The organism is Streptomyces sp. NPDC002176, from assembly GCF_044903645.1.
GTDB lineage: Bacteria > Actinomycetota > Actinomycetes > Streptomycetales > Streptomycetaceae > Streptomyces.
The window spans coordinates 294,338-320,777 of sequence record NZ_JBJDQW010000001.1; the positions used below are offsets into that span (position 1 = coordinate 294,338).

Annotated in this window: 20 protein-coding genes; 14 read left to right on the forward strand and 6 right to left on the reverse strand. The window is 73.6% G+C overall.

Annotation, left to right across the window (positions count from 1 at the left end):
* Positions 1-5: 5 nt before the first annotated feature.
* Entirely contained in the window at positions 6-458 is a 453-nt protein-coding gene (locus ACI2LY_RS01280; RefSeq protein ID WP_404705266.1) for a flavodoxin family protein, read from the reverse strand.
* Positions 459-568: 110 nt separating this feature from the next.
* On the opposite strand from ACI2LY_RS01280, the gene ACI2LY_RS01285 reads away from it, so the two are divergent.
* The gene (locus ACI2LY_RS01285; RefSeq protein WP_404705267.1) at positions 569-1,210 is read left to right on the forward strand and encodes a class I SAM-dependent methyltransferase; all 642 of its coding nucleotides are present in this window, start codon (positions 569-571) and stop codon (positions 1,208-1,210) included.
* 66 nt (positions 1,211-1,276) lie between these two features.
* On the opposite strand, the gene ACI2LY_RS01290 is transcribed toward ACI2LY_RS01285, so the two are convergent.
* Positions 1,277-3,265, reverse strand: coding sequence for a DUF1996 domain-containing protein (locus ACI2LY_RS01290; protein ID WP_404706456.1), 1,989 nt, complete (start codon positions 3,263-3,265; stop codon positions 1,277-1,279).
* A 466-nt stretch (positions 3,266-3,731) separates the two neighbouring features.
* Here ACI2LY_RS01290 and ACI2LY_RS01295 point away from each other — a divergent pair, with 466 nt between their 5' ends.
* From ACI2LY_RS01295 to ACI2LY_RS01320, 6 genes are all read left to right on the forward strand, one after another.
* Positions 3,732-5,474: an NlpC/P60 family protein gene (locus ACI2LY_RS01295; protein WP_404705268.1), complete on the forward strand. Its 1,743-nt coding sequence runs from the start codon at positions 3,732-3,734 to the stop codon at positions 5,472-5,474.
* Positions 5,475-5,589: 115 nt separating this feature from the next.
* The gene (locus ACI2LY_RS01300) at positions 5,590-6,954 is read left to right on the forward strand and encodes an FAD-dependent oxidoreductase (RefSeq protein WP_404705269.1); all 1,365 of its coding nucleotides are present in this window, start codon (positions 5,590-5,592) and stop codon (positions 6,952-6,954) included.
* A 234-nt stretch (positions 6,955-7,188) separates the two neighbouring features.
* Positions 7,189-8,370: a hypothetical protein gene (locus ACI2LY_RS01305; RefSeq protein ID WP_404705270.1), complete on the forward strand. Its 1,182-nt coding sequence runs from the start codon at positions 7,189-7,191 to the stop codon at positions 8,368-8,370.
* Positions 8,371-8,451: 81 nt separating this feature from the next.
* Positions 8,452-8,742 (forward strand): YkvA family protein, encoded by a 291-nt coding sequence (locus tag ACI2LY_RS01310; RefSeq protein ID WP_404705271.1) that lies wholly within the window; start codon positions 8,452-8,454, stop codon positions 8,740-8,742.
* Positions 8,743-8,883: 141 nt separating this feature from the next.
* The gene (locus ACI2LY_RS01315) at positions 8,884-11,622 is read left to right on the forward strand and encodes a SpoIIE family protein phosphatase (protein ID WP_404705272.1); all 2,739 of its coding nucleotides are present in this window, start codon (positions 8,884-8,886) and stop codon (positions 11,620-11,622) included.
* 57 nt (positions 11,623-11,679) lie between these two features.
* Positions 11,680-13,008 (forward strand): tetratricopeptide repeat protein, encoded by a 1,329-nt coding sequence (locus tag ACI2LY_RS01320; protein ID WP_404706457.1) that lies wholly within the window; start codon positions 11,680-11,682, stop codon positions 13,006-13,008.
* A 27-nt stretch (positions 13,009-13,035) separates the two neighbouring features.
* On the opposite strand, the gene ACI2LY_RS01325 is transcribed toward ACI2LY_RS01320, so the two are convergent.
* Positions 13,036-14,877 (reverse strand): glycoside hydrolase family 15 protein, encoded by a 1,842-nt coding sequence (locus ACI2LY_RS01325; RefSeq protein ID WP_404705273.1) that lies wholly within the window; start codon positions 14,875-14,877, stop codon positions 13,036-13,038.
* 146 nt (positions 14,878-15,023) lie between these two features.
* On the opposite strand from ACI2LY_RS01325, the gene ACI2LY_RS01330 reads away from it, so the two are divergent.
* Positions 15,024-15,230 carry a hypothetical protein gene (locus ACI2LY_RS01330; protein WP_404705274.1) on the forward strand — a complete coding sequence of 69 codons (207 nt, stop codon included), beginning with the start codon at positions 15,024-15,026 and terminating at the stop codon, positions 15,228-15,230.
* 13 nt (positions 15,231-15,243) lie between these two features.
* Here the strand turns inward: ACI2LY_RS01330 and ACI2LY_RS01335 are convergent, their stop codons facing one another.
* Positions 15,244-16,233, reverse strand: a complete 990-nt coding sequence (locus tag ACI2LY_RS01335; RefSeq protein WP_404705275.1) for a lysylphosphatidylglycerol synthase domain-containing protein — start codon at positions 16,231-16,233, stop codon at positions 15,244-15,246.
* Between the two features lie 155 nt (positions 16,234-16,388).
* On the opposite strand from ACI2LY_RS01335, the gene ACI2LY_RS01340 reads away from it, so the two are divergent.
* Complete coding sequence (locus ACI2LY_RS01340; protein ID WP_404705276.1) at positions 16,389-16,775, forward strand: BlaI/MecI/CopY family transcriptional regulator; 387 nt, start codon at positions 16,389-16,391, stop codon at positions 16,773-16,775.
* Between the two features lie 7 nt (positions 16,776-16,782).
* Here the strand turns inward: ACI2LY_RS01340 and ACI2LY_RS01345 are convergent, their stop codons facing one another.
* Positions 16,783-19,134: a glycoside hydrolase family 65 protein gene (locus tag ACI2LY_RS01345; protein WP_404705277.1), complete on the reverse strand. Its 2,352-nt coding sequence runs from the start codon at positions 19,132-19,134 to the stop codon at positions 16,783-16,785.
* Positions 19,131-19,871, reverse strand: coding sequence for an HAD family hydrolase (locus ACI2LY_RS01350; protein WP_404705278.1), 741 nt, complete (start codon positions 19,869-19,871; stop codon positions 19,131-19,133). Before ACI2LY_RS01350 ends, ACI2LY_RS01345 begins: the two co-directional genes overlap by 4 nt.
* Before the next feature lie 104 nt (positions 19,872-19,975).
* On the opposite strand from ACI2LY_RS01350, the gene ACI2LY_RS01355 reads away from it, so the two are divergent.
* The 5 genes from ACI2LY_RS01355 to ACI2LY_RS01375 all read left to right on the forward strand — a co-directional run bounded on the left by ACI2LY_RS01355 (position 19,976) and on the right by ACI2LY_RS01375 (position 26,437).
* Positions 19,976-20,641, forward strand: coding sequence for a nucleoside/nucleotide kinase family protein (locus ACI2LY_RS01355; protein WP_404705279.1), 666 nt, complete (start codon positions 19,976-19,978; stop codon positions 20,639-20,641).
* Positions 20,642-20,805: 164 nt separating this feature from the next.
* The gene (locus ACI2LY_RS01360) at positions 20,806-22,479 is read left to right on the forward strand and encodes a phospholipid carrier-dependent glycosyltransferase (RefSeq protein ID WP_404705280.1); all 1,674 of its coding nucleotides are present in this window, start codon (positions 20,806-20,808) and stop codon (positions 22,477-22,479) included.
* 55 nt (positions 22,480-22,534) lie between these two features.
* The gene (locus ACI2LY_RS01365) at positions 22,535-23,476 is read left to right on the forward strand and encodes a MurR/RpiR family transcriptional regulator (RefSeq protein WP_404705281.1); all 942 of its coding nucleotides are present in this window, start codon (positions 22,535-22,537) and stop codon (positions 23,474-23,476) included.
* Positions 23,477-23,584: 108 nt separating this feature from the next.
* Positions 23,585-23,965: a hypothetical protein gene (locus tag ACI2LY_RS01370; RefSeq protein WP_030805039.1), complete on the forward strand. Its 381-nt coding sequence runs from the start codon at positions 23,585-23,587 to the stop codon at positions 23,963-23,965.
* Positions 23,966-24,064: 99 nt separating this feature from the next.
* Positions 24,065-26,437, forward strand: coding sequence for a SpoIIE family protein phosphatase (locus tag ACI2LY_RS01375; protein WP_404705282.1), 2,373 nt, complete (start codon positions 24,065-24,067; stop codon positions 26,435-26,437).
* Positions 26,438-26,440: the final 3 nt, after the last annotated feature.

A 26,440-nucleotide genomic window follows, 5' to 3' on the forward strand; every position in this document is an offset into this window, starting at 1 on the left:
CGGTATCAGTCGACGAGGCCCGCCGCGAGGACGGCGCCCAGTTCCCAGCACGCCTCGGTGTCGGCCTTGCCGGGCGCGCCGGTGACGGTGACCGGTTCGGCGGCGCGGCGCCAGCCGAGGCCGGTGGTGATGGCCTCGATGGCGCGGGCGGCGCCGGTCACGTCGTTGCCGCCGTGCACCCAGTAGCCGAAGGGGCGGCCCCGGGTGTCGTCCAGGCAGGGGTAGTAGATCTGGTCGAGGAAATGCTTGAGGGCGCCGGACATGTAGCCGAGGTTCGCCGGGGTGCCGAGGAGGTAGCCGTCGGCGGCCAGCACGTCGGAGGCGGTCGCGGCCAGGGCGGCGCGCCGGACGACGCGGACGCCCTCGATCTCGGGCGCGGTGGCGCCGGACACGACGGCCTCGAACAGCTCCTGGCAGTTCGGCGAGGGCGTGTGGTGGACGATCAGCAAGGTGGGCACGCCCGCACCCTGCCCTGCCGGTGCTCCCATCCGCAAACGGGGCTGCCGGGAGTGTGCGGGTATGGGTGCGCCGATGCCGGGCACCGGTAGGGAACGTGAGAGGAGCCGTCGTGGCAGAGGAAGAGCAGCGGGCACCGGCGGCGGTCGTGTTCGACACGCTGGGCATCGCCTATGAGCAGGCGTTCGCCGCATCAGGACCGCATCTGGCCTCGCTGAGCTGGCTGGTGGACCATCTGATGCCGGGCAGCCGGGTGCTGGACGTGGGCAGCGGGACCGGCCGTCCCACCGCCGAGGCGCTCGCGCGGGCCGGGCACCGGGTGCTGGGCGTCGACGTGTCCCCGGTGATGGTCGAGCTGGCCGCGCGCCAAGTGCCGGACGCCGAGTTCAAGGTGGCCGACATCCGCGAGATGAGCCTGGACGAAGGGTCGTTCGAGGCGGTCTGTGTGTACTTCTCGCTGCTCCAGATGTCCCGCGCCGAACAGCGGGACGTACTGGGCGCGTTGGCGCGGGCGCTGCGGCCGGGAGGTCTGGCGGTGCTGGCCACGGTCCCGGTGGACGTGGCGGACACGGAGGTGGAGTTCATGGGGCAGCCGGTGCGGGTGAGCAGCTTCGCCCCGGAGGAGTTCACCCGGCTGGCCACCGAAGCGGGGCTGACCGTGCTGTACGAGGGACACGCCACCTTCGTACCGGCCCATCCCGACGCCGGGCCGGAGCCGCATCTGTTCCTGTACTGCCGCCGTACGGCGCACTGAGCGAGCGCCGAGAGGGCACTGAGCCCCCGGTCCCACAGGGGAACCGGGGGCTCGGGCGTGCTCGGGTCAGTACCGCAGACGCCGGGCGCGCAACAGCATCACCAGGCCGGACGCGGCCAGCAGCACACCGAGGGCGGCGGGCCACAGGTTGGCGCCGGTCTCCGCGAGGCCGCCGTTGCCGACCGCCTGCGGCTCGAGGTTCGCGGGCGGCGGCGTGGTCACGGCGGCGGCCTGCGCCGGGGCCGAGTCGGACACCTGGGGCGCCGCGCTGGTGGCGGGGGCCGCCGGGGCGGTGGACTCGTCCCGGCCGCCCTTGCCGCCGTCGTTCTTGGTGGTGTTGGCCGGGGCGGTCGTCGCGTCGACGCGGGGCGCCTCTACGGGGTTGGACTGCGCGGGGTCGGGCTGCGCGGGCTGCTGGGCCGGGGCGGTCTCGGCGGGCTGGCCCGGCTGCTCCGACTTCTCCGGCTGGGACTGTGCGGGCTGCTCCGGGGTGGTCTCGGCGGGCTTCTCGGGCGCCGCGGTCGCGCCGGGCTCGGCCGTGTCCTGGCCGCCGGGCTCCTCACCCGGGTTCGCCGTGCCGCCGCCGTCACCCTTGCCGCCGCCGTTGCCGCCGTCACCCTTGCCGTCGTCGCCGGGACCGCACTGACGGCCGGAGTTGATGCAGTCGACCATGGTGCGCATCAGGTTCTCGTCGAAGACGTTGATGAAGTCGCCGTGGTCGGTGACCGGCTTGTGCTGCTGCTCCGGGAAGGAGTCGACCGCGAAGAGCGGGGTGCCCTTGCCGCCGTCGGCCAGGCTCGGCGCGTCCACGTCGTAGACGATCCGCTGGACCAGTTGAGGGATGGCCTTGAAGCCCTCGGGGCAGTTGCCCTGGGCGTCGGCGAAGGCCACGTGGGTGCGGTGGTTGGCGCTGTCGGCGTTACGGCCGTCCCAGCAGCTCTGGAAGTGGAAGCTGCGCACCACGTCGCTGCCGGACGGGCACAGCGGGTACTTGTCCTTCAGCTGCCGGTCCTCGAACCCGGTGCAGCTCCAGGAGGCGTTGGCGTTGGCGGGGCCGTTGACGAACGCCTTGGCGTCGCCGGTGATGATGCGCAGCAGCCGCGGCATCTCCGTGACCTGGCCGCTCGGGCTGCCGACGAAGGTCAGGGTGACCTCCTTGGGCGTGACGATCTGGCCCGCGTTGCCCTCGGTACCGCCGCCCGGCGCCCCGGCGTCCCGCTCCTGCTTGCCGTTCTGCAGGCGCAGCACCGGCCAGTAGTACGTGGACTTGTCGCCCTGGTCGGCACAGCTGGTCTTGGCGTCGGCGAGGTCCTGGTCGCTGGCGAAGGCGGTGTTGGACTGGTTGCCGACGTAGTCGTGGAAGTGGTGGGCGCCGTTGGATACACCGGGCGCCACGATCACGTTGTCCGAGTTGAACAGGCCGTTCTCGTTGACCCCGCACTCGGTACGGAAGGTGCCGCCGGGGGGAGCCTTGGGGGCGTTGGGCTGTACGGAGTTGATGTCCGCGTAGTCGGCGGCGACGGGTCCATTGCCGCCCTGGCCGGTACCACCGTTCTGGCCCTGGCCGCCCTGCTCCTGGCCCTGGCCCTGCTCCCCGCTGCTCTGGGAGGGCGCGGTGGACTCGCCACCGGGCGCCGCCTCGGCGGGGCGCAGGGTGCAGGGGGCGAGCTCGTCGAGCTGGTTGGGGCGGTTCCCGGCGCGGCCGATGGCGTCGGCGATCCGGCCGAGGGTCGCGGTCCGCTTGTCCTTCAGCGGGTTCATCACCGAGTTGTCGGCGGCCCTCGGGTCCTGGCGGAGCGCGTCGGCCGACTGCTGGAGCCGCTGGTACGCCTCCGCGATCTGCTGGTCCAGCGTGGCCAGTTCACGGTCGACGTCTCCCCGGGCCGCCTCCGGTACGTCGGTCAGCTGGGCGCCGACGTCGGGGCAGTCGATGGTGGCCATTCCGGCCGACCTCAGAGATGCGTTCGCCGCGTCGCCGGAGCCCTGTCCGCCCCAGCCGCCTTCGCTGGCCGACGCGTAGACGTTCGCCGCGACGAGCCCGCCGCCGCCGAGCATCAGCGCGACCGCGGCGAGGGTCACGCGTCGTGCGCCGGTCGGGCGCCTGCGCCTGTTCGGTTCCAAGATCGTCCCCTGCGAGTCGTGGTCGGTGGGGGCATATGGCGCCCCACACCCTTACGCGGGGTGGTGCCGATGTGTTCATCGCGGCCCGGATTTCTTGCCGAACTCTCAGGAAAACGGGGCCACATGAGGTCCGTAACGCCACCGGCGCACCTATGGAAGGCAGTTGGCCGCGTGGGCGGCAAGTCTGCCCATCCGAACACGGCGGCGAACATCACAAATACGTATCGGACATTCCACCCGACGACCTTCACACGAGTGACACAAGTTGGCTAGGTTGACCGCAGGCCGCCCGGCTCCCCCATTCCAGTGAGCCCGCAGCGGCGTCCGGTACGGGAGATTCGACCGACTTCCGGGCGCGCCGGGCCAACTGCCCCGCGGGGCGAGGAAGGAGTACGTCTCCATGGCGCCGGAGAACCACGAAGAGGTTCGGCAGCGGATCGACTCCCTCTACGCGCGTGCCGAGACCGCGACGGGCAACTACAACGCGACCCGCGCGGTGGCGGCGGCCAGCCGCAAGCGGGGCGTGCCGCTGGCCAAGCGGCCCGGCAGCCGTCAGGACCCGGCGCTCGACTCCGTGACCCGGCAGTGGTTCGACGCGGCCCGCGCCCTGGCCGGTCCGACCGTGGCCGCCACCCTCCCCGCCGACCGGATGCCCGACAACTCCCCCGTGGTGGAGCGGACTTGGACCGCCGCCGAGCTGGGGCTGCCCAGCGCCGAGCCCGAGACGCCCGCGCTGCCCGCCGGACCCTCGCAGCGCCCGGTGGCCGAACTCACCGGCGGCCCGTCCACCCCGGCGCTGGAGGCGGGTACGGCGACCGCGCTCCCTCCGGCCGCGCCCATGGCCGCGCTCCCCGCCGCACCGGTCGCTCAACTCCCGCCGAGCGCACCCGAGTCGACTCCCCCGCTCATGCCGATCGGTGGACCGGACCTCGGTGGACCGGGTATGCCCGACCCCCTCGCCGCCCTTGCGCCGACACCGCCCGGCGGTGCTCCCGGAATACTGCCGACCCAGCCCGCCGGACCGACGCGCACCTCTCCCGCCGACCTCAAGGCGGGCAACCGCCGCAAGCTCGCCTCCGCCAGGGACATGATGTCCCGCCACGCCTGGACCGCCGCTCCGGCGCAGGCGTGGGGAGGCGGCGCCCCGCAGACGCCCGTACCGGGCGCCGCACAGACTGCCGCGCCGGGGATCGCCAGCTCCGGCGCGGCGCAGGCACCGGCCGCTCCGACGGGCCAGTGGACGGCACCCCCGGCCCCGGTCATGGACACCGGCCCGCTGACGTACCCCATGCCGGACGCGCTGGGCGACACCGGCTCGCTGCCGTACCCGATCCCCGGCCCGCTGACCGACACCGGCGGCCTGAGCTATCTGGCCCCGGCCCCGCAGACCGATACCGGCACCCTGCCCGCCGTGGACACCAGCGCCTTCGCCTACCCGCCCACGCCGCCGACCGCGTACGACACGGGCGCGTTCCCGGCGGCGGCCTCCCTGGCGCCGACGTACGACACCGGGGCGTTCCCGGCGGTGCCTCCGGTGGCCGAGGCGGCCCCGGCCCCGGTCCCCCCTCAGGCCCCGGCCCCGATGTACGGCACAGGCGCGTTCCCAGCCGCACCCGCCTTCCAGCCCGCACCCCCGGCCGCCCAGCCGACCCCGCCCCCCGCACCGACCCCGGCGCCCGCACCCGCCCCGGCACCGACCCCCGCATACGACCCCACCCCCCAGCCCCCCGCCTTCAGCACCGGCACCTTCCCCGCCGCCCGCCCCGCCTCCGAATCCGCGCACGTCGTCCGCGCCGCCAAGGCCATCGCGTTCGCCGCCGCCCAGGTCGGCAAGCCGTGCGTCTGGGGTGCCACCGGGCCCGACTCGTTCGACTGCTCCAGCCTCACCCAGGGGGCCTGGCGGACGGCCGGGGTCGAGCTGCCGAGGGCCGCGCACGAGCAGGCGGCGGCCGGGACCGAGGTGACGCTCGCCGCGGCGCTCCCCGGTGACCTGGTGCTGTTCTTCGAGGACGACCGGCATGTGGGCCTGTACGTAGGCAATGGCACGATGATCCACGCGCCGGGGCCGGGCGCGACCATCCGCGAGGAGTCGGTCTACGGCGCCGGGGAGGCCGCGATCCACCGGGTCATCAGGCCCGCCTGACCGCCCATAAAACGTGTTTATGAGCTCATAGACCGGACCCGTGTACTAACTTAGGGCTGCCTTAGCTTAGGCTTCCTGATCGAGTCGCCTGTCCACACTCGAAGGGAACCTGATCATGCCGCGCCCCCTGCGGGTAGCCATCGTCGGAGCCGGCCCCGCCGGGATCTACGCCGCCGACGCCCTCCTGAAGTCCGAGACGGCCACCGACCCCGGTGTGTCCATCGACCTCTTCGAGCGGATGCCCGCCCCGTTCGGCCTGATCCGTTACGGCGTGGCGCCCGACCACCCGCGCATCAAGGGCATCATCAACGCCCTGCACCAGGTGCTCGACAAGCCGCAGATCCGTCTCTTCGGCAATGTCGACTACCCGCGCGACATCAACCTCGACGATCTGCGCGCCTTCTACGACGCGGTGATCTTCTCCACCGGCGCGATGGCCGACCGCGAGATGTCGATCCCCGGCATCGACCTGAACGGCTCCTACGGCGCGGCGGACTTCGTGTCCTGGTACGACGGCCACCCCGACGTGCCCCGCACCTGGCCGCTGGAGGCCGAGAAGGTCGCCGTCCTCGGCGTCGGCAACGTCGCCCTGGACGTGGCCCGCGTCCTCGCCAAGACGGCGGACGAGCTGCTGCCGACGGAGATCCCGCAGAACGTCTACGACGGTCTGAAGGCCAACAAGGCCCTCGAGGTGCACGTCTTCGGCCGCCGCGGCCCGGCGCAGGCGAAGTTCAGCCCGATGGAGCTGCGCGAGCTGGACCACTCCCCCAACATCGAGGTCATCGTCGACCCCGAGGACATCGACTACGACGCGGGCTCCATCGAGACCCGGCGTGGCAACAAGCAGGCCGACATGGTCGCGAAGACGCTGGAGAACTGGGCGATCCGCGACGTCGGCGACCGCCCGCACAAGCTCTTCCTGCACTTCTTCGAGTCCCCGGCGGAGATCCTCGGCGAGAACGGCAAGGTCGTCGGCCTGCGCACCGAGCGCACCGCCCTGGACGGCACCGGCAACGTCAAGGGCACCGGCGAGTTCAAGGACTGGGACGTCCAGTCGGTGTACCGCGCGGTCGGCTACCTCTCCGAGAAGCTGCCCAAGCTGCCCTGGGACCTGGAGACGGGCACCGTCCCGGACGAGGGCGGCCGGGTCATCGAGGAGAGCGGCGCCCACCTGGCGTCCACGTACGTCACGGGCTGGATCAGGCGCGGCCCGGTCGGTCTGATCGGTCACACCAAGGGCGACGCCAACGAGACGGTGGCCAACCTGCTGGACGACCACGCCCATGGCCGACTGCCCGCGCCGTCCGCGCCGGACCCGGAGGCCGTGTACGCCTTCCTGACCGGCCGCGGAGTCCGCTTCACCACGTGGGACGGCTGGTACAAGCTGGACGCCGCCGAGCGCGCCCTCGGTGAGCCGCACGGCCGCGAGCGCGTCAAGCTCGTCGAGCGCGAGGACATGCTCCGGGAGAGCGGCGCCTGAGGCGGTAGCGCCCGCTGAACACCGCGAGACCCCGACGCGACCGGTCCCCCCGGCCCTCGTCGGGGTCTCGCGCGTTCCGGGCCCGCCCCCTACGGGGCGCGTACGAAGCGCATCAGGGGCGCACACGACCGCGCGCGCCCCTGTCCGACGCGCCGCCTCGGGACCCGCCGCCCCGGTACCGGGGAAGAGCGGTGATACTGGAACGCGCACTGGCCCCCACCAGCAGATTGGCCCATGTCGAACTCCGCCACCGACCGCGCCCCCGTCCCGCAGACGCTCTGGGCGGCCCGCGGTCGTCACACCGGTCCCGCCCCCGAGGACGTCGTACGCCGCACCCTGAGAGCACGCCACAGGAGCGGGGATCTGGACGATTTCGCGGAGCCGCCCGCGCCCGGGGACTCCACGCACCGCGTCTTCGAGGCCCGCTGGCGCGCCGGGGGCACGGTCACCGTGCGGGCCAGGCTCACCCTGGTCCTCCGGCCGGAGCGGCCGGGGCACGAGTGGACGCTCGTCGCGGAGGCCGAGCAGCCATGGGAGGAGGCGTGGCCCTCTCCGGCCACCCTGTTCTGGCCCGAGGGCGGCACGGCGTCCGACGGTGACGGCGAGTGGGACCACCACCCCACCGTGCCGGGTCTGCGCTTCCGGCAGGTCAACGCGCTGCCGCTGGACGACAAGGAGATGCGTCGGCGGCTGCGGGACGCGGCCCGTGAGGCATGGTGCGTCAATCTGGTCGTGCACGAGGCGATGACGCCGGACGAGCGCGGGAAGCTGCCGCTGGCGCGGCTGCTGCCGCCGGGGCTGCGGCACCGGGTGATCGAGCACCGGGCCACTCCGCAGCAGTTCCGGGCGGTCAACTGGGCCCTGAAGGATCTCGGGGTCGAGGTGCCGCGCGGCGGTGCCGTGCTGCTGCCCTGGGACCCGGCGCCGGACGGCTACGACCGGCAGGCGCACCGCGTGCGCAGTGTCTTCCTGGACGGCTCGGAGCCCACCGACCTGGTCGCGGCCCTGCGGGACTTCGTCGCGCTGTCCAGGCCGCGGCCCCGGGGGCTCGGCGAGGCGCTGACCGATCTGCGGGACAACTGGACGCTGATGACCCCGCAGGAGGAGCTGCAGCGGGAGCGGCGCCGGGTCGTCCGGTACCGGGAGGCGCTGGACGCGATGACGAAGTCGCGGGACCTGTACCGGGAGGCCGCCGAGCAGGCGCACGAGGCGCTGGCCGCCTACCGCGACACCCCGCTGCCCGGCCTTCCCCAGCAGCGGCCCTCGGCCCGTACCCAGTCGCCGTTGCAGCAGCTGACCCGGACGTTCGAGCGGCTACGGCTCCCGGCGCGGGGGCAACGGCCCGACACCCCTGGCACCGACCCCGACCCGAAGCCCGACCCGGAGCGCGAGGCCGAGGGCAGCGACCGGGTGTGAGCGGGCGGCTGCCGCGCGCCACAGCGGGCAGTAGCCAAGAGAGCGCGGGGTGAGCCGCGGACGCCGGAGGGGACAGGGCGCATGGACAAGAGCACGATCGTGCTGGTGGCGGCCGCCGTGGCGGCGGCCGTCGTACTGGTTTTCGCCGTCGTCCTGCTGGTGCGGCTGGTCCGGGCCCGGCGTTCGCTGCGGGACGCGGGGCTGCCCACCGGGCCGCGCTGGGTGTTCTGGGGCGCCGTCCTCTATCTGGTGCTGCCGACCGATCTGCTCCCCGACCCGGTCTACCTCGACGACATCGGCGTCCTGCTGCTCGCGCTGCGCAGCATGCGCGCGGCGACCCGCCCGCTGCCGGGGAAATCCGGCGACCTCTGAGCGGTGTCCGGCGTCATGGGACGGTTCGGGAGACCCCGTACGGGTTTCCGCCGGGCGGGTGAGCGCGGATCACCGTCACAGGGCCCGCGACCTCGGGGGATGGCCTCGCCTGACGGAGCGCGGCAGTGTAGACATGGGCACATGGTGCGACTGCCCGGCCGACCCGACACGCGGGCGCCCCGTTCGTTCGGGCATCCGCGCGCGCCCTTCGGCGCGCGGCATCCGGGCGCTGACGGCGAGGGCGGTCCGCCCGGAGTCCTGCGCGCCGCGATGACCGGGCGCAGCCTGGCGGGGCAGGTGTTCCTGCTCCAGGTGGTGATCGTGCTGCTGCTGGTGGTGTCGGCCGTGGTGGCGCAGGTGCTCCAGGTACGGCACGACAGCGATCTGGAGGCCCGTAACCGCTCCCTGTCCGCCGCCGGTGCCTTCGCCAACGCGCCGGGTACGGCGGCCGCGCTGCGTTCGCCCGATCCGACGGCGATCCTCCAGCCGAGCGCGGAGGCGGCCCGCAAGGCGACCAAGGTGGACTTCATCGTCGTGATGAGCACCGAGGGCATCCGCTACACCCACCCCGACCGGGACCGGATCGGCAAGAAGTTCGTGGGGACCATCGGGCCCGCCCTGCGCGGGCAGACGGTGGTGGAGGAGCTGACCGGCACGATAGGTCCGCTGGTCCAGGTGGTCGTGCCGGTGCGGGACTCGGGCGGCAAGGTGGTCGGGCTGGTGTCGGCCGGTATCACCACCGCGCACGTCGGCGGGGCGGCCGACCAGCAGGTGCCGCTGCTCCTCGCGGCGGCCGCGGCGGCGCTCGCGCTGGCCACGGCGGGCACCGCGCTGGTCAGCAGGCGTCTGCTCCGCCAGACGCACGGCCTCGGCCCCTACGAGATGACCCGGATGTACGAGCACCATGACGCGGTGCTGCACGCGGTCCGGGAGGGTGTGCTGATCGTCGGTGACGGCGGCAAGCTGCTGCTCGCCAACGACGAGGCGCACCGGCTGCTGGACCTGCCCGAGGACGCCGAGATGCGCAGCGTGCTGGACCTGGGGCTGGACGACGAGACGGCCGGGCTGCTCGCCTCCGGGCGGGTCGCCACGGACGAGGTGCATCTGGTCAAGGACAAGCTGCTGGCGATCAACCAGCGCCCCACCGATCTGGACGGCGGGCCGCCCGGCAGCGTCACCACGCTGCGCGACTCCACCGAGCTGCGCGCGCTGTCCGGCCGCGCCGAGGTGGCCCGCGAGCGGCTGAACATGCTGTACGACGCCGGGGTGGGCATCGGCACCAGCCTGGACGTGAGCCGCACGGCGGAGGAGCTGGCCGAGCTGGCGGTGCCCCGGTTCGCGGACTTCGTCACGGTGGACCTGTTCGACCCGGTACTCAAGGGCGAGGAGCCGAAGCCGGGCAACGAGCTGCGGCGGGCGGCGTTCAGCGGCATCCGCAAGGACGCGCCGCTGTACCCGCTGGGTGAGCGCATCCGGTTCGTACCGACGTCGCCGCAGGCGCGCAGCCTGGCCACCGGGCAGTCCGTGGTGGAGCCGGACCTGCGGGAGGCGCCGGGCTGGCAGGCGCAGGACCTGGAGCGCACCGAGCAGATCATCGAGTACGGCGTCCACTCGCTGATCACGGTCCCGCTGCGGGCGGGGAACCTGGTGCTGGGGGTGGCGAACTTCTGGCGTTCGGAGAAGCCGCAGCCGTTCGACTCCGAGGATCTGGCGCTGGCGGAGGAGCTGGTGGCGCGGGCGGCGGTGTCCATCGACAACGCCCGCCGCTACACCCGCGAGCACAGCATGGCGGTGACGCTCCAGCGCAGTCTGCTGCCGCGCACCCTGCCCGCGCAGGACGCCCTCGAGATCGCCTACCGGTATCTGCCCGCGCAGTCGGGGGTGGGCGGCGACTGGTTCGACGTACTGCCGCTGCCGGGTGCGCGGGTGGCGCTAGTGGTGGGCGACGTGGTGGGGCACGGCCTGCACGCGGCGGCGACCATGGGCCGACTGCGTACGGCCGTGCACAACTTCTCCTCGCTCGACCTGCCCCCGGACGAGCTGCTGGGCCTGCTGGACGAGCTGGTGGCCCGCCTGGACCAGGACGAGACCCCGGAGGACGGCGCGGCGGCCGTCACCGGCGCGACCTGTCTGTACGCGGTGTACGACCCGGCGTCCCGGCGCTGCACCATCGCGCGGGCCGGGCATCTGCCGCCCGCACTGGTGCTGCCGGACGGCACGGTCGAGTTCCCGGACGTGCCCGCCGGTCCCCCGCTGGGCCTGGGCGGGCTGCCGTTCGAGACCGCCGATCTGGAGCTGCCGGAGGGCAGCCGTCTGGTGCTGTACACGGACGGTCTGGTGGAGGACCGTGAGCGGGACATCGACGAGGGGCTGGACATGCTGCGGGACGCCCTGCGGCACGCGCCCGGCGCCTCGCCGGAGGAGACCTGCCGCGTCGTCCTGGACCGGCTGCCGGTCCGCCCCACGGACGACGTCGCGCTGATCGTGGCCGAGACCCGCGTCCTCGGCGCCGACCAGGTCGCCCAGTGGGAGGTGCCCGCCGATCCGGCGGCCGTCTCGGAGATCCGCGCCAAGGTGACCCGCCAGCTCGCCGACTGGGACCTGGAGGAGCTGACCTTCACCACGGAACTGATCCTCAGCGAGCTGGTCACCAACGCCATCCGCTACGGCCGGGGCCCCATCGGCGTACGCCTGCTGCGCGGCCGCGCCCTGATCTGCGAGGTCTCGGACGGCACCACCACCTCCCCGCACCTGCGCTACGCCGCCAGCACCGACGAGGGCGGCCGCGGCCTCTTCCTGGTGGCCCAGCTCTCCGACCGCTGGGGCACTCGCTACACCCCGACCGGCAAGATCATCTGGGCGGAACAGCCCCTGCCCTAGGGCCGCATCGAACAAATGCCTTGTACCGGCGCGCTGGTGGGAGGCATGATCACGCCCATGTTCTCCCGCAGGAAGCGCCGCCGCCCCAATACCCCCGAACTGCAGAAGGCTTGGGAGGCGCTGGACTCCTCGGACGTCCCCGGCGCCCTCCGGCTGCTGCGCGGTGCCGCCGAGGAGGCGCCGCTCGCCGAGGTGGCCCTCGTCGTCGAACGGGCCGCCACGGCCGCCGACTTCACCGACCTGGCCCAGGCAGCGTCCCCCCTCGCCGCCGGTTCGGAGGAGCCCCGCGCGCTGTTCGACTTCGGGTACGCCTGCGTCGAGCGCGGAGTCCCGTTCCTCGCGATTCCCGCCCTGCGCGTGGCGCTGCGCGGGGCCCCGGATTCCCTCGGCATCCTGCGCGAGCTGGTCTCGGCGTACGAGGGCGAGGGGCGTCACCGCGAGGCGGCCGACGAACTGGCCCGGCACGAGGAGCGGTTCGCCGACTGGCCGGACCGCTATCTCCTGGTGTTCAACAGCCTCATGGCGGGCGACCTGGAGGCGGCCCGGCGCCACCACGCGCCGCTGGGCGACCCCGAGGACCAGATCTGGCAGCCCACGCGGGAGCGGCAGAGCCTGATGCTGCGGCGCGCGGCGGACGCGGAGCAGGCAGGGCCGCTGGACCTCACCGACCTGCGCGGCTGGCAGTACGTGATCGGCGGCACCGTCCTCGGCACGCTCTCCCCGTTCGGTTTCGACGCGGGCATGACCGGCCGGTACGCCTTCCTCCAGGACGAGGAGGAGCTGTGCCTGCGCGGCCTGCTGCGGCTGCGGGCGCTGCTGGAGACCACCGGAGTGCGGCCCCGGTCGGTGTCGCTGCTGCCGGACCGCGACTCCCGTGTCCTGGGCCTGGCCGCCGCGGAGGTCCTGGCCCTCCCCGCCGAGCCGTTCACCCCCGGCCGGGAAGACACGGTGGTGGTGGCGTACGACCTGAACGCGCTGGCCGAGCACGAGGACGGGCCCGAGATCCTCGAGCAGTTGGTGGAGCGGACGCCGGGGCAGGTGCTGCACGAGCACGCGAGCTGCTGGACCGACCCGCCCGTCGTCACGGCGGACAGCGTGACCCTGCTCCACCAGGTCGTGACGGCGCCCTGGGGCGCCCAGCTCCGGCAGGGCGCGGACGGCGGTGTCGAGCGCGGCCCCGCGGACGACCGTCCGGAACAGGAGCTGGCGGCCGCGGTCGTGAGCGGCCTGAAGGAGCCCGTGACCGACACCGGCGGCGACGAGGGGCCCGACGACTCCGACGAGGTGTTCACCGCGTTCGCGGCCGCCGTGCGCGGCACCTGGCTCCAGGGCCCCCGCAGGCGGCTCAGCTCGCCGGGCCCGGTGCCGAGTTCACGGTTCGCCTGACGGCGGGGGGCGGGACGGCGGGGTGCCTCACCCCAGCGCCTTGTCCAGGTTGAAGGCCGCGCTGATGAGGGACAGGTGGGTGAACGCCTGGGGGAAGTTGCCCTGTTGTTCGCCGGTGCGGCCTATTTCCTCGGCGTAGAGGCCGAGATGGTTGGCGTAGGTGAGCATCTTCTCGAAGGCCAGGCGGGCTTCGTCGATGCGTCCGGCGCGGACCAGGGCCTCGACGTACCAGAAGGAGCAGATGGAGAAGGTGCCCTCGTCGCCGCGCAGGCCGTCGGGGCTGGCCTCGGGGTCGTAGCGGTAGACGAGGGAGTCGGAGACCAGGTCCTCGGTGAGGGCGTCGAGGGTGGAGAGCCACTTGGGGTCGGTCGGCGCGATGAACTTGGCGAGCGGCATCATCAGCAGGGACGCGTCGAGTACGTCGCTGTCCTCGCACTGGGTGAAGGCGCCCCGCTGCTCGGACCAGCCGCGGTCCATGATGCGGCGGTAGATGTCGTCGCGGGCGCGGCGCCAGGTGGGCAGGTCGGCGGGCAGGCCGCGGCGGTTGGCGAGGCGGATGGCGCGCTCGATGGCGACCCAGCACATCAGCCGGGAGTACAGGAAGGGCTTGCGGCCGCCTCGGGTCTCCCACACGCCCTCGTCGGGCTGGTCCCAGTGCTCGCACACCCAGGTGACCAGGTGGCACACGTCGTCCCACTGGGCGCTGGAGATGGGCTGGGCCCACTTGTCGTAGAGGTAGATGGAGTCGATCAGGGCGCCGTAGATGTCGAGTTGGAGCTGCGGGGCGGCCGCGTTGCCGACCCTGACCGGGGCGGAACCCAAGTAGCCTTCCAGGTGCGGGAGTTCACTCTCGGGCAGCTCGGTGCGGCCGTCGATGCCGTACATGATCTGCAGCGGGCCCTCGGTCGCGCCGTCGCCGGGGCTGATGTGGGTGGTGAGGAAGCGCATGAACGCCTCGGCCTCGCCGGTGAAGCCCAGGCGGAGCAGGGCGTAGACGGCGAAGGCGGCGTCGCGGACCCAGACGTAGCGGTAGTCCCAGTTGCGCTCGCCGCCGAGCTGTTCGGGCAGGCTGGTGGTGGGGGCGGCGACGATGGCGCCGGTGGGGGCGTAGGTGAGCAGCTTCAGGGTGAGGGCGGAGCGGTGCACCATCTCGCGCCAGCGGCCCCGGTAGCGGGAGTGGGCGAGCCAGCGGCGCCAGTAGTCGACGGTGGCGTTGAACTCGTGCTCGGCCTCGGCGTGCGCGCAGCCGCGCGGGGCGATCTCGCCGCCCGCCTGGTCCAGGGCGAACACCGCCGTCTCGCCCTCGCCGAGCTTGAACTCGGCCCGCGCGTCCCGTTCGTCGCACTCCATGGCCACGGTGGCGGTGAGCGCGAGGGAGCGTTCCCCGGCGTCGAACAGCAGCCGGCCCTCCTCCTCGCGCACGGTGTGTGGTTCGGCGCCGTACCCGAAGCGGGGGGCGACCAGCGCCCGGAAGGGCACGGTGCCGCGTACGCAGACCACGCGGCGGATCAGCCGGTGCCGTCCCTCCTCACCGTGCCGGGCGGTGCCGACCGGCATGAAGTCCTGCACCTCGCCGACGCCCTCCTCGGTGAAGAAGCGGGTGATCAGCACATTGGTGTCGGGGAAGTAGAACTGCTTGGTGTGCGCCGGGACGGAGGCGGCCAGCTCGAAGCGGCCGCCGCGCTCGGCGTCCAGCAGGGCGGCGAACACGCTGGGGGCGTCGAAGGACGGCGAGCAGTACCAGTCGATGGTGCCGTCGCTGCCGACGAGGGCCACGCTGCGCAGATCCCCGATGAGGCCGTGCTCGGCGATCGGCAGATAGCGGTGCGTCGTCTGCCGGGTCTCCTGCTGGAAGGGCGTCTCGGCCATCGCTGCGGCCTCCCGTCATGGCGTGCGGCTGCCCATCCAGCGTAGGTCTCCGGATGCGCGCGGGCGCCCGGCGGCCGATGGTGAGAGTGTGCCCCGTTCGGCGGCACCGGCACGGATGCGCCCATCCGGCCCGAGGAGGAGGCGTCATGTCGAGTTCCACGCCCGAAGAGTCCCGGTCGACCGACGACCACTGCACCCCGGACGCCCTGCTGCACACCGCCCCCGCGGGCGGCATCACCCCGGAGGACCTGGTGATGGCGGCGGGCAGGGACGTCACCCCGAAGAGTCTGGACTGGGCCCGCCGCAAGCTGGAGACGGAAGGCTCGGCGGCGGTCGAGAAGCTCCTGCCCTAGCGAGCCGGGAGCCTCACAGCGCCTTGCGGCGCAGCAGTACGGCGAGGGTGAGCAGGCCGGGCGGCAGGGGCAGCCAGACGGTCAGCATGCGGTAGCCGAGCACGGCCGAGGCGGCCGTCGCGGCGGGCGCGCCGGACGTGGTGAGCGCGAGGACGAGCGCCGCGTCCAGTGAGCCGAGCCCGCCGGGCGTGGGCAGCAGGGCGGCCGCGCCGCTCGCGGCGAGATAGAGCAGGGCCACCTCGGGCGCGGGCAGCGGCAGCGCGACGGCACGCGCCACGGCGACGAGCACCCCGCAGTGCAGCGCGGCGAAGGCGAGGGACCCGCCCCACAGGGCGACGGCGCGCGCGGGCCGGGCGTGCACGGCACGGACGTCGCCCAGCAGGGCGGTCAGCGCGCGGCGGCAGCGTGGCCGGAGCGGCCCGGCGGCGACCGCCGCGACGAGCGCGGCCGCGCCCAGCGCGCCGACGAGCCAGATCAGGGGCAGTTCGGGTACGCGCAGCAGCCCCGGGCAGAACGGCACCAGCAGCGCGATCAGCACCAGCCTGGCCACTCCCCCGGCGCCGCCCTTGACGGCGAGCGCACCGGCGGAGCGGCCCATGGGCAGCCCGCAGCGCAGCAGGAACCGCAGGTTGACCGCCCCGGCGCCGATCCCGGCGGGCAGCAGATGGTTGGCGGCGCAGGCGGCGAACTGGGCCGCGACGAGCCGTACGCCGGGCAGCCGCTCGACGACGGCTCCCTGCTGGGCGAGCGCCGAGGCCGCCCAGGTCCCGACGGCGGCGACGGCCGCGACCGACAGCCAGCCCTGGTCGGCGAGCGTCAGCCGCACCGCTCCGCCGCGCACGGTGGGCCAGTACCGCTGGGTGAGGTAGGCGAGGAAGAGCAGGACGCAGAGCAGCAGGGCCGTCTGCCAGACGAGGCCCCTCAGCCGCGGTCCCGGTCGGCCGTCCGGGACCGGGAGCGCCTCGGGGGCCGGATGGTCGCGGGCGGCGCGCGTGTCCGTCATCGGCACCCCTCCCCCTCCACGGAAGCACCCGCCGACGGCGTCCGGGAGAACGGGATGCCGCGGCGAAATCACGGTCAAACTAACGTGGATCGACGCCGCCCGCCGCCCGCGTACCGCCATCCGGCGGTGGCCCTACGCGCTGTAAGGTGGAAGGCATGGCTGGTGCAGGGCCCCTCGGCAGGGCGGAGCGGCGGGGTGCGGGGGCGCTGGAGGGTGAGGTGCTGGCGGCGCTCTGGGGTGCGGGGCGGGCGCTGACCCCGGCGCAGATCCAGGCCGAGATCGGCGGACTCGCCTACAACACGGTGCACACCATCCTCAAGCGTCTGTACGACAAGGGTCTGGTGCTGCGGGACGCCGACGGGCGGCGCGGCGCGTACCGTCCGGCGAAGGACGCGGCGCAGCTGACCGCCGAGTCGATGCGGGCGGCGCTGGACCGGAGCCCGGACCCGGTCGCGGCGCTCCGGCGGTTCGTGACCGGCCTGACCGCCGACGAGGAGCGCGCCCTGCGCGACCTCCTCGCCGACGGCGACGGCCACCCTTGACCGCCGTCTAGAGCCCCTTCGGCACCCGGTGCGGCGGCTGTTCCGGTGTCGGCCGGTGGGTGAGCGGGGGCACGGTCCGCACGGCGGGTTCGTCGGTCTCCAGCGTCACGGTCTCCCCGTGGTGCTCGATGATCAGCGGCGGCCCTTCGAGCAGGGTGTACGTCGTCTTGTCCGCGCCGATCTCCACGCGCAGCCTGCGCCCGCGGAACTGCAGGTGGAAGGCGAGCCGACGCAGCCGTTCCGGCAGCCGGGGCGCGAAGCTCATCCCGGCCGGACCCTCCAGCACCCGCCGCATGCCGCCGAACCCGGCGACCAGCGCCATCCAGGTCCCGGCCAGCGAGGCGATGTGCAGTCCGTCGCGGGTGTTGTGCTCCAGGTCGTGCAGGTCCATCAGCGCCGCCTCGGTGGTGTAGGCGTAGGCGAGCCGCAGATGGCCCGCCTGGGCGGCGATGACGGCCTGGCAGCAGGCCGAGAGGGAGGAGTCGCGGACGGTCAGCGGCTCGTAGTAGGCGAAGTTCCGGGCGACCTGTTCGTCGTCGAAGTAGGACGCGCAGGTGTACATCGCCAGGACGAGGTCGGCCTGTTTGACGACCTGTTTGCGGTAGAGGTCGAAGTACGGGTAGTTCAGCAGCAGGGGGTAGTGCTCCGGCTCGGTCCCGGCGAAGTCCCAGCGCTGGTAGCGGGTGAAGCCCGCGCTCTGCTCGTGGACGCCGAGTTCGTCGTTGTAGGGGATGTTCATGGCCTCGGCCGCGTCCCGCCAGGCCGCGCTCTCCTCCTCGTCGGCGCCGAGATGCTGCGCCTCGTCGGGGTAGCGTTCCACGGCGTCGGCGGCGGCGATCAGGTTCTGCCGGGCCATCAGGTTGGTGTAGGTGTTGTCGTCGGCGACCGCGCTGTACTCGTCGGGCCCGGTGACGCCGTCGATGTGGAAGGCGCCCCGGTGGTCGTGGTGGCCCAGTGAGCGCCACAGCCGGGCGGTCTCCACCAGCAGTTCCAGGCCCACCTCGCGTTCGAAGCGGAGGTCGCCGGTGGCCTCGACGTAGCGGACGACGGCGTCGGCGATGCCCGCGTTCACATGGAAGGCGGCGGTGCCCGCGGGCCAGTACGCCGAGCCCTCCGAGCCCTCGATGGTGCGCCAGGGGAAGGCGGCGCCGCCGAGCCCCAGCTGGGCCGCGCGTTCTCTGGCGGCGTCCAGGGTGTTGTGGCGCCAGCGCAGCGCCTCGGCGACGGCGCGTGGCGCGGTGTGGGTGAGCAGGGGCAGCACGAACATCTCGGTGTCCCAGAAGGCGTGCCCGTCGTACCCGGAGCCGGTGAGGCCCTTGGCGGGGATGGCGCGCTGCTCGGCGCGGGCGCCCGCCTGGAAGACGTGGAACAGGGCGAAGCGGACGGCCTGCTGGATCTCCTCGTCGCCGTGCACCTCGACGTCGGCGCGGGCCCAGAAGTCGGCGAGGGCCTCGCGCTGGTCGGCCAGCAGTCCTTCCCAGCCGTCGTGGGAGGCGGCGGCGAGGGCCGCGTCCACCTGGTCGGCCATGGCGGGCAGCGAGCGGGTGCCGGACCAGCCGTGCGCGACCAGCTTCTCCACCCGCAGGGTGTGTCCGGGCTCCAGCACGGAGGTGACGGTGAGCCGGGCGACGTCGACCCCGCTCTCGCTGCGGCTGGTGGTGCGGCCCGGCCCGGTGACGACGTGGTCGGCGGCGACCGCGACCCGGAGGCCGCTGCGCTTGGTGCGGTGCACCAGCCGGAGCCGCTCCCCGGAGGCGAAGCCGTCCTCCTGCTCCAGCGGGGACCGCAGGCTCATCGCGGCGCGCGGGTCGCCGTTGGGTTCCGGCAGGCTCTCGTTGGCGACCAGCTCGGACTGGATCACGACCCGGCTGGGGCGGCCGACGGCCTCCACCTCGTAGGCGATGGCGGCCACCGCGCGCTGGGTGAGGGAGACCAGCCGGGTGGAGCGCACCCGGACCGTGGAACCGGCCGGGGAGGTCCACTCGCAGGTGCGTTCCAGCACCCCGCGCCGCATGTCGAGGACGCGTTCGTGGGAGACCAGGCGGCCGTAGCGCAGGTCGAAGGGTTCGTCGTCCACCAGCAGCCGCAGGATCTTGCCGTTGGTGACGTCGATGACGCTCTGCCCGGACTCCGGGTAGCCGTAGCCCGCCTCCGCGTACGGCAGCGGGTGCACCTCGTGCACGCCGTTGAGGTAGCTGCCGGGCAGGCCGTGCGGCTCGCCCTCGTCGAGGTTGCCGCGCCAGCCGACATGCCCGTTGGACAGCGCGAACACCGACTCGCTCTGGGCGAGCACGTCCAGATCGAGGGTGGTCTCGCGCACGTGCCAGGGTTCGACCGTGTACGCCCGCTCAGTGATCACTGCTTGCCTCCCAGCTCGGCGAGGTCTTCCACGACGATATGCGCGCCGTGCGCGTACAGCGCGTCGGCCTGCCCGGTGCGGTCCAGTCCGACCACGTATCCGAAGCCTCCGGCGCGGCCCGCGTCCATCCCGGCGAGCGCGTCCTCGTAGACGGCGGCCCGCTCCGGGGGCACGCCCAGGTCCTTGGCGGCGGCCAGGAAGGTGTCCGGCTTGGGCTTGCCGGGGAGGTGCCGTTCGGCGGCCACCACGCCGTCGATCCGGACGTCGAAGAGGTCTTCGGCGTCGATCGAGCGCAGCACGTCCTGGCAGTTGGCGCTGGAGGAGACGATGGCGGTGGCCAGCCCGGCCGCGCGCACGGCGGCCAGGTAGCGCAGGGTGCCCTCGTACGCCTCGACGCCGTCGGTGCGGATCTTCGCCAGGAGGAGTTCGTTCTTGCGGTTGCCGAGGCCCTGCACGGTGCCCGCGTCCGGCGGGTCGTCGGGGGCGCCCTCGGGGAGTTCGATCCCGCGGGACTTCAGGAAGGAGCGGACGCCGTCGGCGCGGGGGCGGCCGTCCACGTATTCGTCGTAGTCGGCGACCTCGTCGAACGGCCGCGCGTCCGGGCCCTCGTGTTCGCGCAGGAAGGCGTCGAAGGTCTCCTTCCAGGCGGCCGCGTGCACGACGGCCGTCTTGGTGACCACTCCGTCGAGGTCGAACAGGCACGCCTGGATGGTGTCGGGCAGTCCGAGCTGAGTCATACCCTGCTCCCTTCCCCGGATCGGGCGCGGCGATCACGCCTCCCGGAGCGGAAATGAGGTGCCCGGCGGCCGCCCCGCGCACGCCCGGTGGCACACTCTGCTGCATGCCGCCGACCTTCGACGATCTTCTCCTCCGCGCCCGCAGCCTGGTCAAGGGCGGGCGGCGCGCGGTCCTCGGTATCGCGGGCGGTCCGGGCGCGGGCAAGACGACCCTCGCCGGACACCTGGTGCGCGCCCTGAACGCGGACGGGCCGCCCTGGGTGGCGCACGTCCCGATGGACGGCTTCCATCTGGCCGACGCCGAGCTGGACCGGCTGGGCCGCCGGGACCGCAAGGGCGCGCCGGACACCTTCGACGCGGCCGGGTACGCGGCGCTGCTGCGGCGGCTGCGCGAGACGCCCGCCGACGCGGACGAGGTGGTGTACGCGCCCGCCTTCGAGCGGGATCTGGAGCAGCCGGTGGCGGGTTCGATCCCGGTGCCGCCGTCGGCGCGGCTGGTGGTGACCGAGGGCAACTACCTTCTGCTGCGCGAGGGTTCATGGGCCGGGGTGCGGCCGCTGCTGGACGAGGTCTGGTACTGCGAGGTGGACGAGCCGGAGCGGGTACGGCGGCTGGTGGCCCGGCACGTGGAGTTCGGCAAGGAGCACACGGCGGCGGTGGCGTGGGTGCGGGGCACCGACCAGCGCAACGCCGAGCTGATCGCCACCACCCGGGACCGGGCGGACCTGGTGATACCGGCCTCGGCGCTGCCCGTACCCGGCCGGGGCTGAACCGGCGCGGGTCCGGGGCCGTATCCGGGGGTGCGCGGCGGAGGGTCCGCCGAGGGGACCGGCGGGGTGGTGGCGCCGCCGGTCGCGGGAACGGTGCGCGGACACGGGCCTGACCGGGGCCCATCGCCGCCGGGACCGGTGCGGCGCGTGCCACCGTGGGGCGGATGATGGCGAGCGAACACCTCGGGACCGGGACGATCCCCGCACCGGCGCCCCCGGCACAGCCGCTCCCCCGCGTACGCGGGCGTCGGTGGCTGGTACCGCTGTTCGTGACACTGCTCCTGGCCCAGCTGGCGGCGGCGATGGTCACCACGGCCGTCCGGCAGACGCCCACCATCGACGAGCCGGTGTACGTGGTCACGGCCACCGACTACCTCCACGAGCACCGGCTGCGCTACAACCCCGAGCATCCGCCCCTGGGCAAGCTGCTGATCGCGGCCGGGATCGCGGTGGCCTCCCCGCACTATGACCCGGACACCCCCGGCACCCAGGGCGACGCGGGACGGCACCTGCTGTACGAGTCGGGGAACGACCCCTGGCGGCTGATGCTGTGGGCACGGCTGCCGGTGATCGCGCTGACGCTGCTCGGCGGGCTGGTGGTGTTCGCGTTCGCACGGGACCTGGCGGGCCCGGTGGCCGCCGTGGTGGCGCTGGCGCTGTACGCCTTCTCCCCCGACGTCGTCGCGCATGGTTCGCTGGCCACGCTGGACATGCCGATGACGGTGTTCCTGCTGACCTCGGTCTGGCTGGCCTGGCGGGCCCGGGACCGGCCCGGGCCGTACGTGCCGCTCGCCGGGGCGGCGCTGGGCGCGGCGGCGGCGACCAAGATGAGCGCGCTGCCCGCGATCCCGCTGCTGATGCTGCTGGCCGCCTGGTCGGTGTGGCACGCGCGGGCGGCCCTGGAACGGCGGCGCCGGGTGCTGTCGGCGCTCGGGGGCGCGGGCACGGTGCTGCTGGTGGCACTGGCCGTCGTCTGGGCCACGTATCTGGTGGTCGACCCCCGGCTGGGCTTCGCGCCCGCCGAACCGATCCCGCCGCTGGCGGGCAAGCGGGCCCTGGTGAGCGGTCTGCTGCCGCTGCCGCCCGCGTACGGCGAAGGGCTGCGGATGCAGTTCGCGCTGGAGTACTACCCGTGGGAGGGCTTCCTCTTCGGCCGGGTGTACACGGGCGCCCTCTGGTACTACCTGCCCGTGGCGCTGCTGGTGAAGACCCCGCTCGGCCTGCTGGCCCTGGGCGCGGCCGGTGCCGTGACGGTACTGGCGCTGCCCCGGCTGCGCCCGGCGGCCCCGTACCTGCTGCTGCCGCCCGCGCTGCTGCTGGCGGTGGCGATGACGGGCGCGCGGGACTTCGGCACCCGGTACGCGCTGTTCGTGCCGGTGTTCCTGGCGCTGGCCGGGGGCTGCGTCACGCTCTGGCGGCACCGGCGGGCGAAGGCGCTGGCCGGGGTGCTGGTGCTGTGGGTGGCGGTGAGTTCGCTGCGGGCGTTCCCGTACTACCTCCCGTACGCCAACGAGGCGTTCGGCGGTCCGGCGCGGACCCATCTGCTGCTGCACGATTCCAACGTGGACTGGGGGCAGGACCTGGGCGCGCTCGCGGACCGGCTGCGGGAGCGGTATCCGGGCGAGCGGGTGTGGCTGGTGTACAAGGGCAGCGGTGTGCCGTCGTCCTACGGCATCCGCGCCGGTGATCCCCGTACGGTGCCGCCGGAGCGGGTGCGGGGGCTGCTGGTGGTGTCGGACTCGGCCGTCGCCAAGGCGCGGGGGCGGCTGGCGGAGCTGATCCGCACGAGCCGCCCGGTCGGCGAGGTGGGCCACTCGATCACGCTGTACCGGCGCTGACCGCTCCGGTCCAACACGCGGGGCCACCAGGGGCGGTGAGCTATGTTGGCTCGTCGTGGGAGACAAAGTCGACGGTCCGGCGCCCTCGCCGCAACAGGCGCGCGCCCAGGCATCAGCGATCACCTCGGGCGGGTCCGCCACGGGCGCCGAGGCCGCGCCGACCTCCCAGCTGCGGGCGCTCTTCGACGGGCCCCGGCTCTCCCCCGGACAGCGCCGGGTGGCGCGGTACCTGATAGAGCACCTCACCGAGGCCGCGTTCCTGTCCATCACCGAGCTGGCCGACCGGGCCGGGGTCAGCCAGCCCTCGGTGACCCGGTTCGCGGCCGCCGTCGGCTTCAGCGGCTATCCGGCGCTGCGGGAGCGGCTCCAGTCGATCGCGCTGGGCACGCTGGCGGGCGGCCCCGGTGAGGAGGACCGGGCGAACGAACTCCAGGCGGCGGTGGACGCGGAGATCCAGAACCTGGAGCATCTGCGCCGCGACCTGGCCGACCCCCGGCGGGTGGTCCGGGTGGGCCGCGAGCTGTCCCGCTCCACCCCGCTGACCGTGCTGGGGCTGCGCATCTCGGGGTCGCTGGCGGAGTACTTCGGCTACGCGGCCCGGCGTATCCACCCCGATGTACGGCTGGTGACGCGGGGCGGCAGCGTGGCCTGCGACGCGCTGCTCCAGTCCCGCGAGGCGGGCGGTACCTGGGTGCTGGCGTTCGCCATGCCACGGCACGCGCAGGAGACGCTCGCGGCGCTGCGGGTGGCGCGGGAGGCGGGGCTGAAGGTCGCGCTGGTCACCGATCTGGCGCTGGGCCCGCTGGCGGAGGAGGCCGACGTCACCTTCGCCACCGGCACCGGCTCCCGGCTGGTCTTCGACTCCTACGCCGCGCCGGGCCTGCTGGCCGCCGCGCTGCTCCAGGCGATGACCGACGCCGACCCGGAGCGCGCGCAGGGCCGCCTGGAGAAGTACGAGCAGGTCGCCGACCAGCAGCAGTTCTTCCTGCCGGAGTGAGGGGGCGCGGTGCTTTTCGCACCGGCGTGGATGAATGTTTTCATCCGTCTTGAAAAGCGGTTGGCATATATAAATACTGCTCCCGGACGACGAGGCACTCCGGAAGCGATGAGCATGCCGATCACCACCACGCGCATCAGCCCCGACTGGCCCTGCCAGGTCAAGCAGCCGGGGAGCTACGACTGGGAACGCTCGGCGGCCAAATGGCTGCGCGAGCTGATCCCGGCACGGTACGCCAGCTATCCGGCACTGATCCGGCACCCCGTACTGCTGGCCCGGCACGCCGGGCTCCAGGTGCGGCAGGAGATCCGGGTGGCACGCACCGCGCTCCAGACCGCCCGCGCCGAACTGCCGATGCTCGGACTGCCCGAATCCGTCATCGAACACACCATCAAGCTGTACGCGGCCGAGCTGCTCCAGCTCCAGCACATCGCGCGCAGTGTCCGCGCCGTCTCCGAGGCCCTGGGCACCCGTGGCACCGGCCGCTGACCCCGCCCTTCGCATCCCTGGTCCGACGCCCGCCGTCCCTGATGGGAACGGTTGTGCCGGACAAGTGAGCGATGGGCCGGGGTGTGCCATGCTCATCGCGTGACGAGCGAGCCCACCCCCTCCGTGGACCCCGGCTTCGGCGCCGATGTCGCAGCGCTGGCCAAGGTCGTGGCCCGGCAGCGTGCCGAGTTGGAGCGGCTGCGCGATCTCGCCGCCTCCTCGGCGGTGCTGGAGCGGGCCAAGGGCGCGCTGATGGCCCTGACCGGCCGGTCCGTGGACGCCGCCCACGAGGAGCTGCTCGCGCGGGCCGAGGCCGGCCGCCGCACCCTGATCGAGGAGTGCTGGCTCACCTTGGGCGCGCTGGAGCGGCCGAAGCCGATCACCCCGGACATGGAACCGGCAGGTGCGCTGGAGCCGGGGTCCGCCGTCTCCCGGCAGCCCGCGCCCACCGCGCCCGGCGACCTCGCGGACGTCCTCGGCGATCTGGGCCGTGACCTGGTCCGGGTCGGCTCGCCGCAGGAGCTGGCCGGGTATCTGCTGCGCCACCTGGGTCCCGACGCGGCCGCCGACGCCGTACTGCTGTACCAGCGCGTGCCGGAGGACGGTCTCGAACTCATCGGGTACGCGGGCATCGACGCCGCCCTCGCCGGGCGCTGGCACCACATGCCGACGCTGAGCAGGCTGGCCCCGCTGGAGTGCCTGCGCACGGGCGAGCCGCGCTGGCTGGAGGATCTGGCGGCGGACCGGCGTCAGTACCTGCTCGGGGACCCGCCCGAGCGGTGGCTGTCGCGGGCCTGGCTGCCGGTGCCCGCCGGGCACGGCTCCGGGGTGGCGCTCGGTGTACTGCGCACCCAGGAAGGGCCGTTCGAGCCGCGTGAACGTCAACTGCTGCTGGCGGCCGCCCGGTTGTGTGCGGGACGGCTGCGCGCCTTCGCCGCGGCGCGGGACGGCGAGGCGGGCGGGGCCACCCGGTCCGTACAGACGGTGCTCGACGCGCTGCCGGGCGCCGCGATCCTGCTGCGCCCGCTGCGCGCCGCCTCCGGCGCGGTGGAGGACTACCGCATCGAGGCGGTGAGCCCGGAGGCGGTCGACGTGTTCGGCAACACCGGACGCGAGATGCTCGGCCGACACATCCTGGAGAGCTATCCCACCGTCGCGGGCGAGCAGTTGTGGCACGGCTATCTGACGGCGCTGACCACAGGAGTGCCCTTCGAGAGCGCGCCGTTCGCCTACCAGGACATGGTGGACGGGGTGCCGCTGACCGCCACGTACTCGGTGCGGGCGGCGCCGCTGGGCGACGGGCTGCTGGTGACCTGGCTGCGGCTGGACCGGGAGGACCGGCAGGAGCAGCGGCTGTGGGACGTGCAGCGGCTGGGCAATCTGGGCTGGGCCAACTGGAACCTGGTCACCGGGGAGATCTCCTGGTCGGCGCAGACGTACGCCGTGCTCGGTCTGAACGCGGCGCGCGGGCCGGTGCCGCTGGCGGAGCTGCCCGCGCTGGTGGCGCCGCAGGACGCGGGGCAACTGCGCGGCGCGATCACCGAACTCGTCGACCACGCACGCCCCTTCGACGTGCCCTTCCGTATCGACGCGCCAGGCGGGCTGCGGCACCTGCGGATCGTCGCGGAGGCGGTGACCGAGCCGGACGGCACGCCCGCCGAGGTGCACGGGTTCGTGCAGGATCTCACCGCCCAGCGCAGTGCCGAACTCGCGCTGGTGGAGAGCGAGCGGGCGATGCTGCTCCAGCGCGGGGTGCTCCAGGCCGAGCGGGCGCTGGCCGACCGGTTGCAGCACGCGCTGCTGCCGCTGCCCGCGGGGCCGGTGCGGCTGGCCGGGCTGCGCGTCGAAGTCACCTATCTGCCGGGCCAGTCGGGCATCCAGGTCGGCGGCGACTGGTTCAGTGCCGTCGAACTCTCCGACAACGCGGCGCTGTTCGTGGTCGGCGATGTGGCGGGGCATGGCATCGGGGCGGTCGCCACGATGGCCCAACTCCGGTTCACCGCCAAGGGCATGGTCGGTACGGGCTCCTCGCTGACCGGTGCGCTGACCCGCCTCAACACCCTGCTGCTGCACTCACGGGACGGCCGCTCCACCGCGACGATGGTCCTCGCCCGCTACGACCCCACTACCCGCGTCCTCGCCTGGGCCCAGGCCGGGCACCCGCCGCCGCTGCTGGTGCGCGGGGGCACGGCCCGCTTCCTCACCCGGCCCGTCGGCATGCTGCTCGGGGCGAGCGCGACCCCGGTCTTCGAGGCGGCCGAGGCCCGGTTGGAGCCCGGCGACCGGCTGTTGCTGTACACCGATGGTCTGGTCGAACGCCCCGGCGAGGACGTGCACGCGGGTTTCGCCCGGCTCGCGCACACCGTCCGCACGCACGGCGAGGACAGCCTGGAAACCCTGCTCGGCACGATGCTGGTGGACGAACACCGCGACGACGTATGTGTGGTGGACATCCGGCTGCCGGAGGAGTGAGGG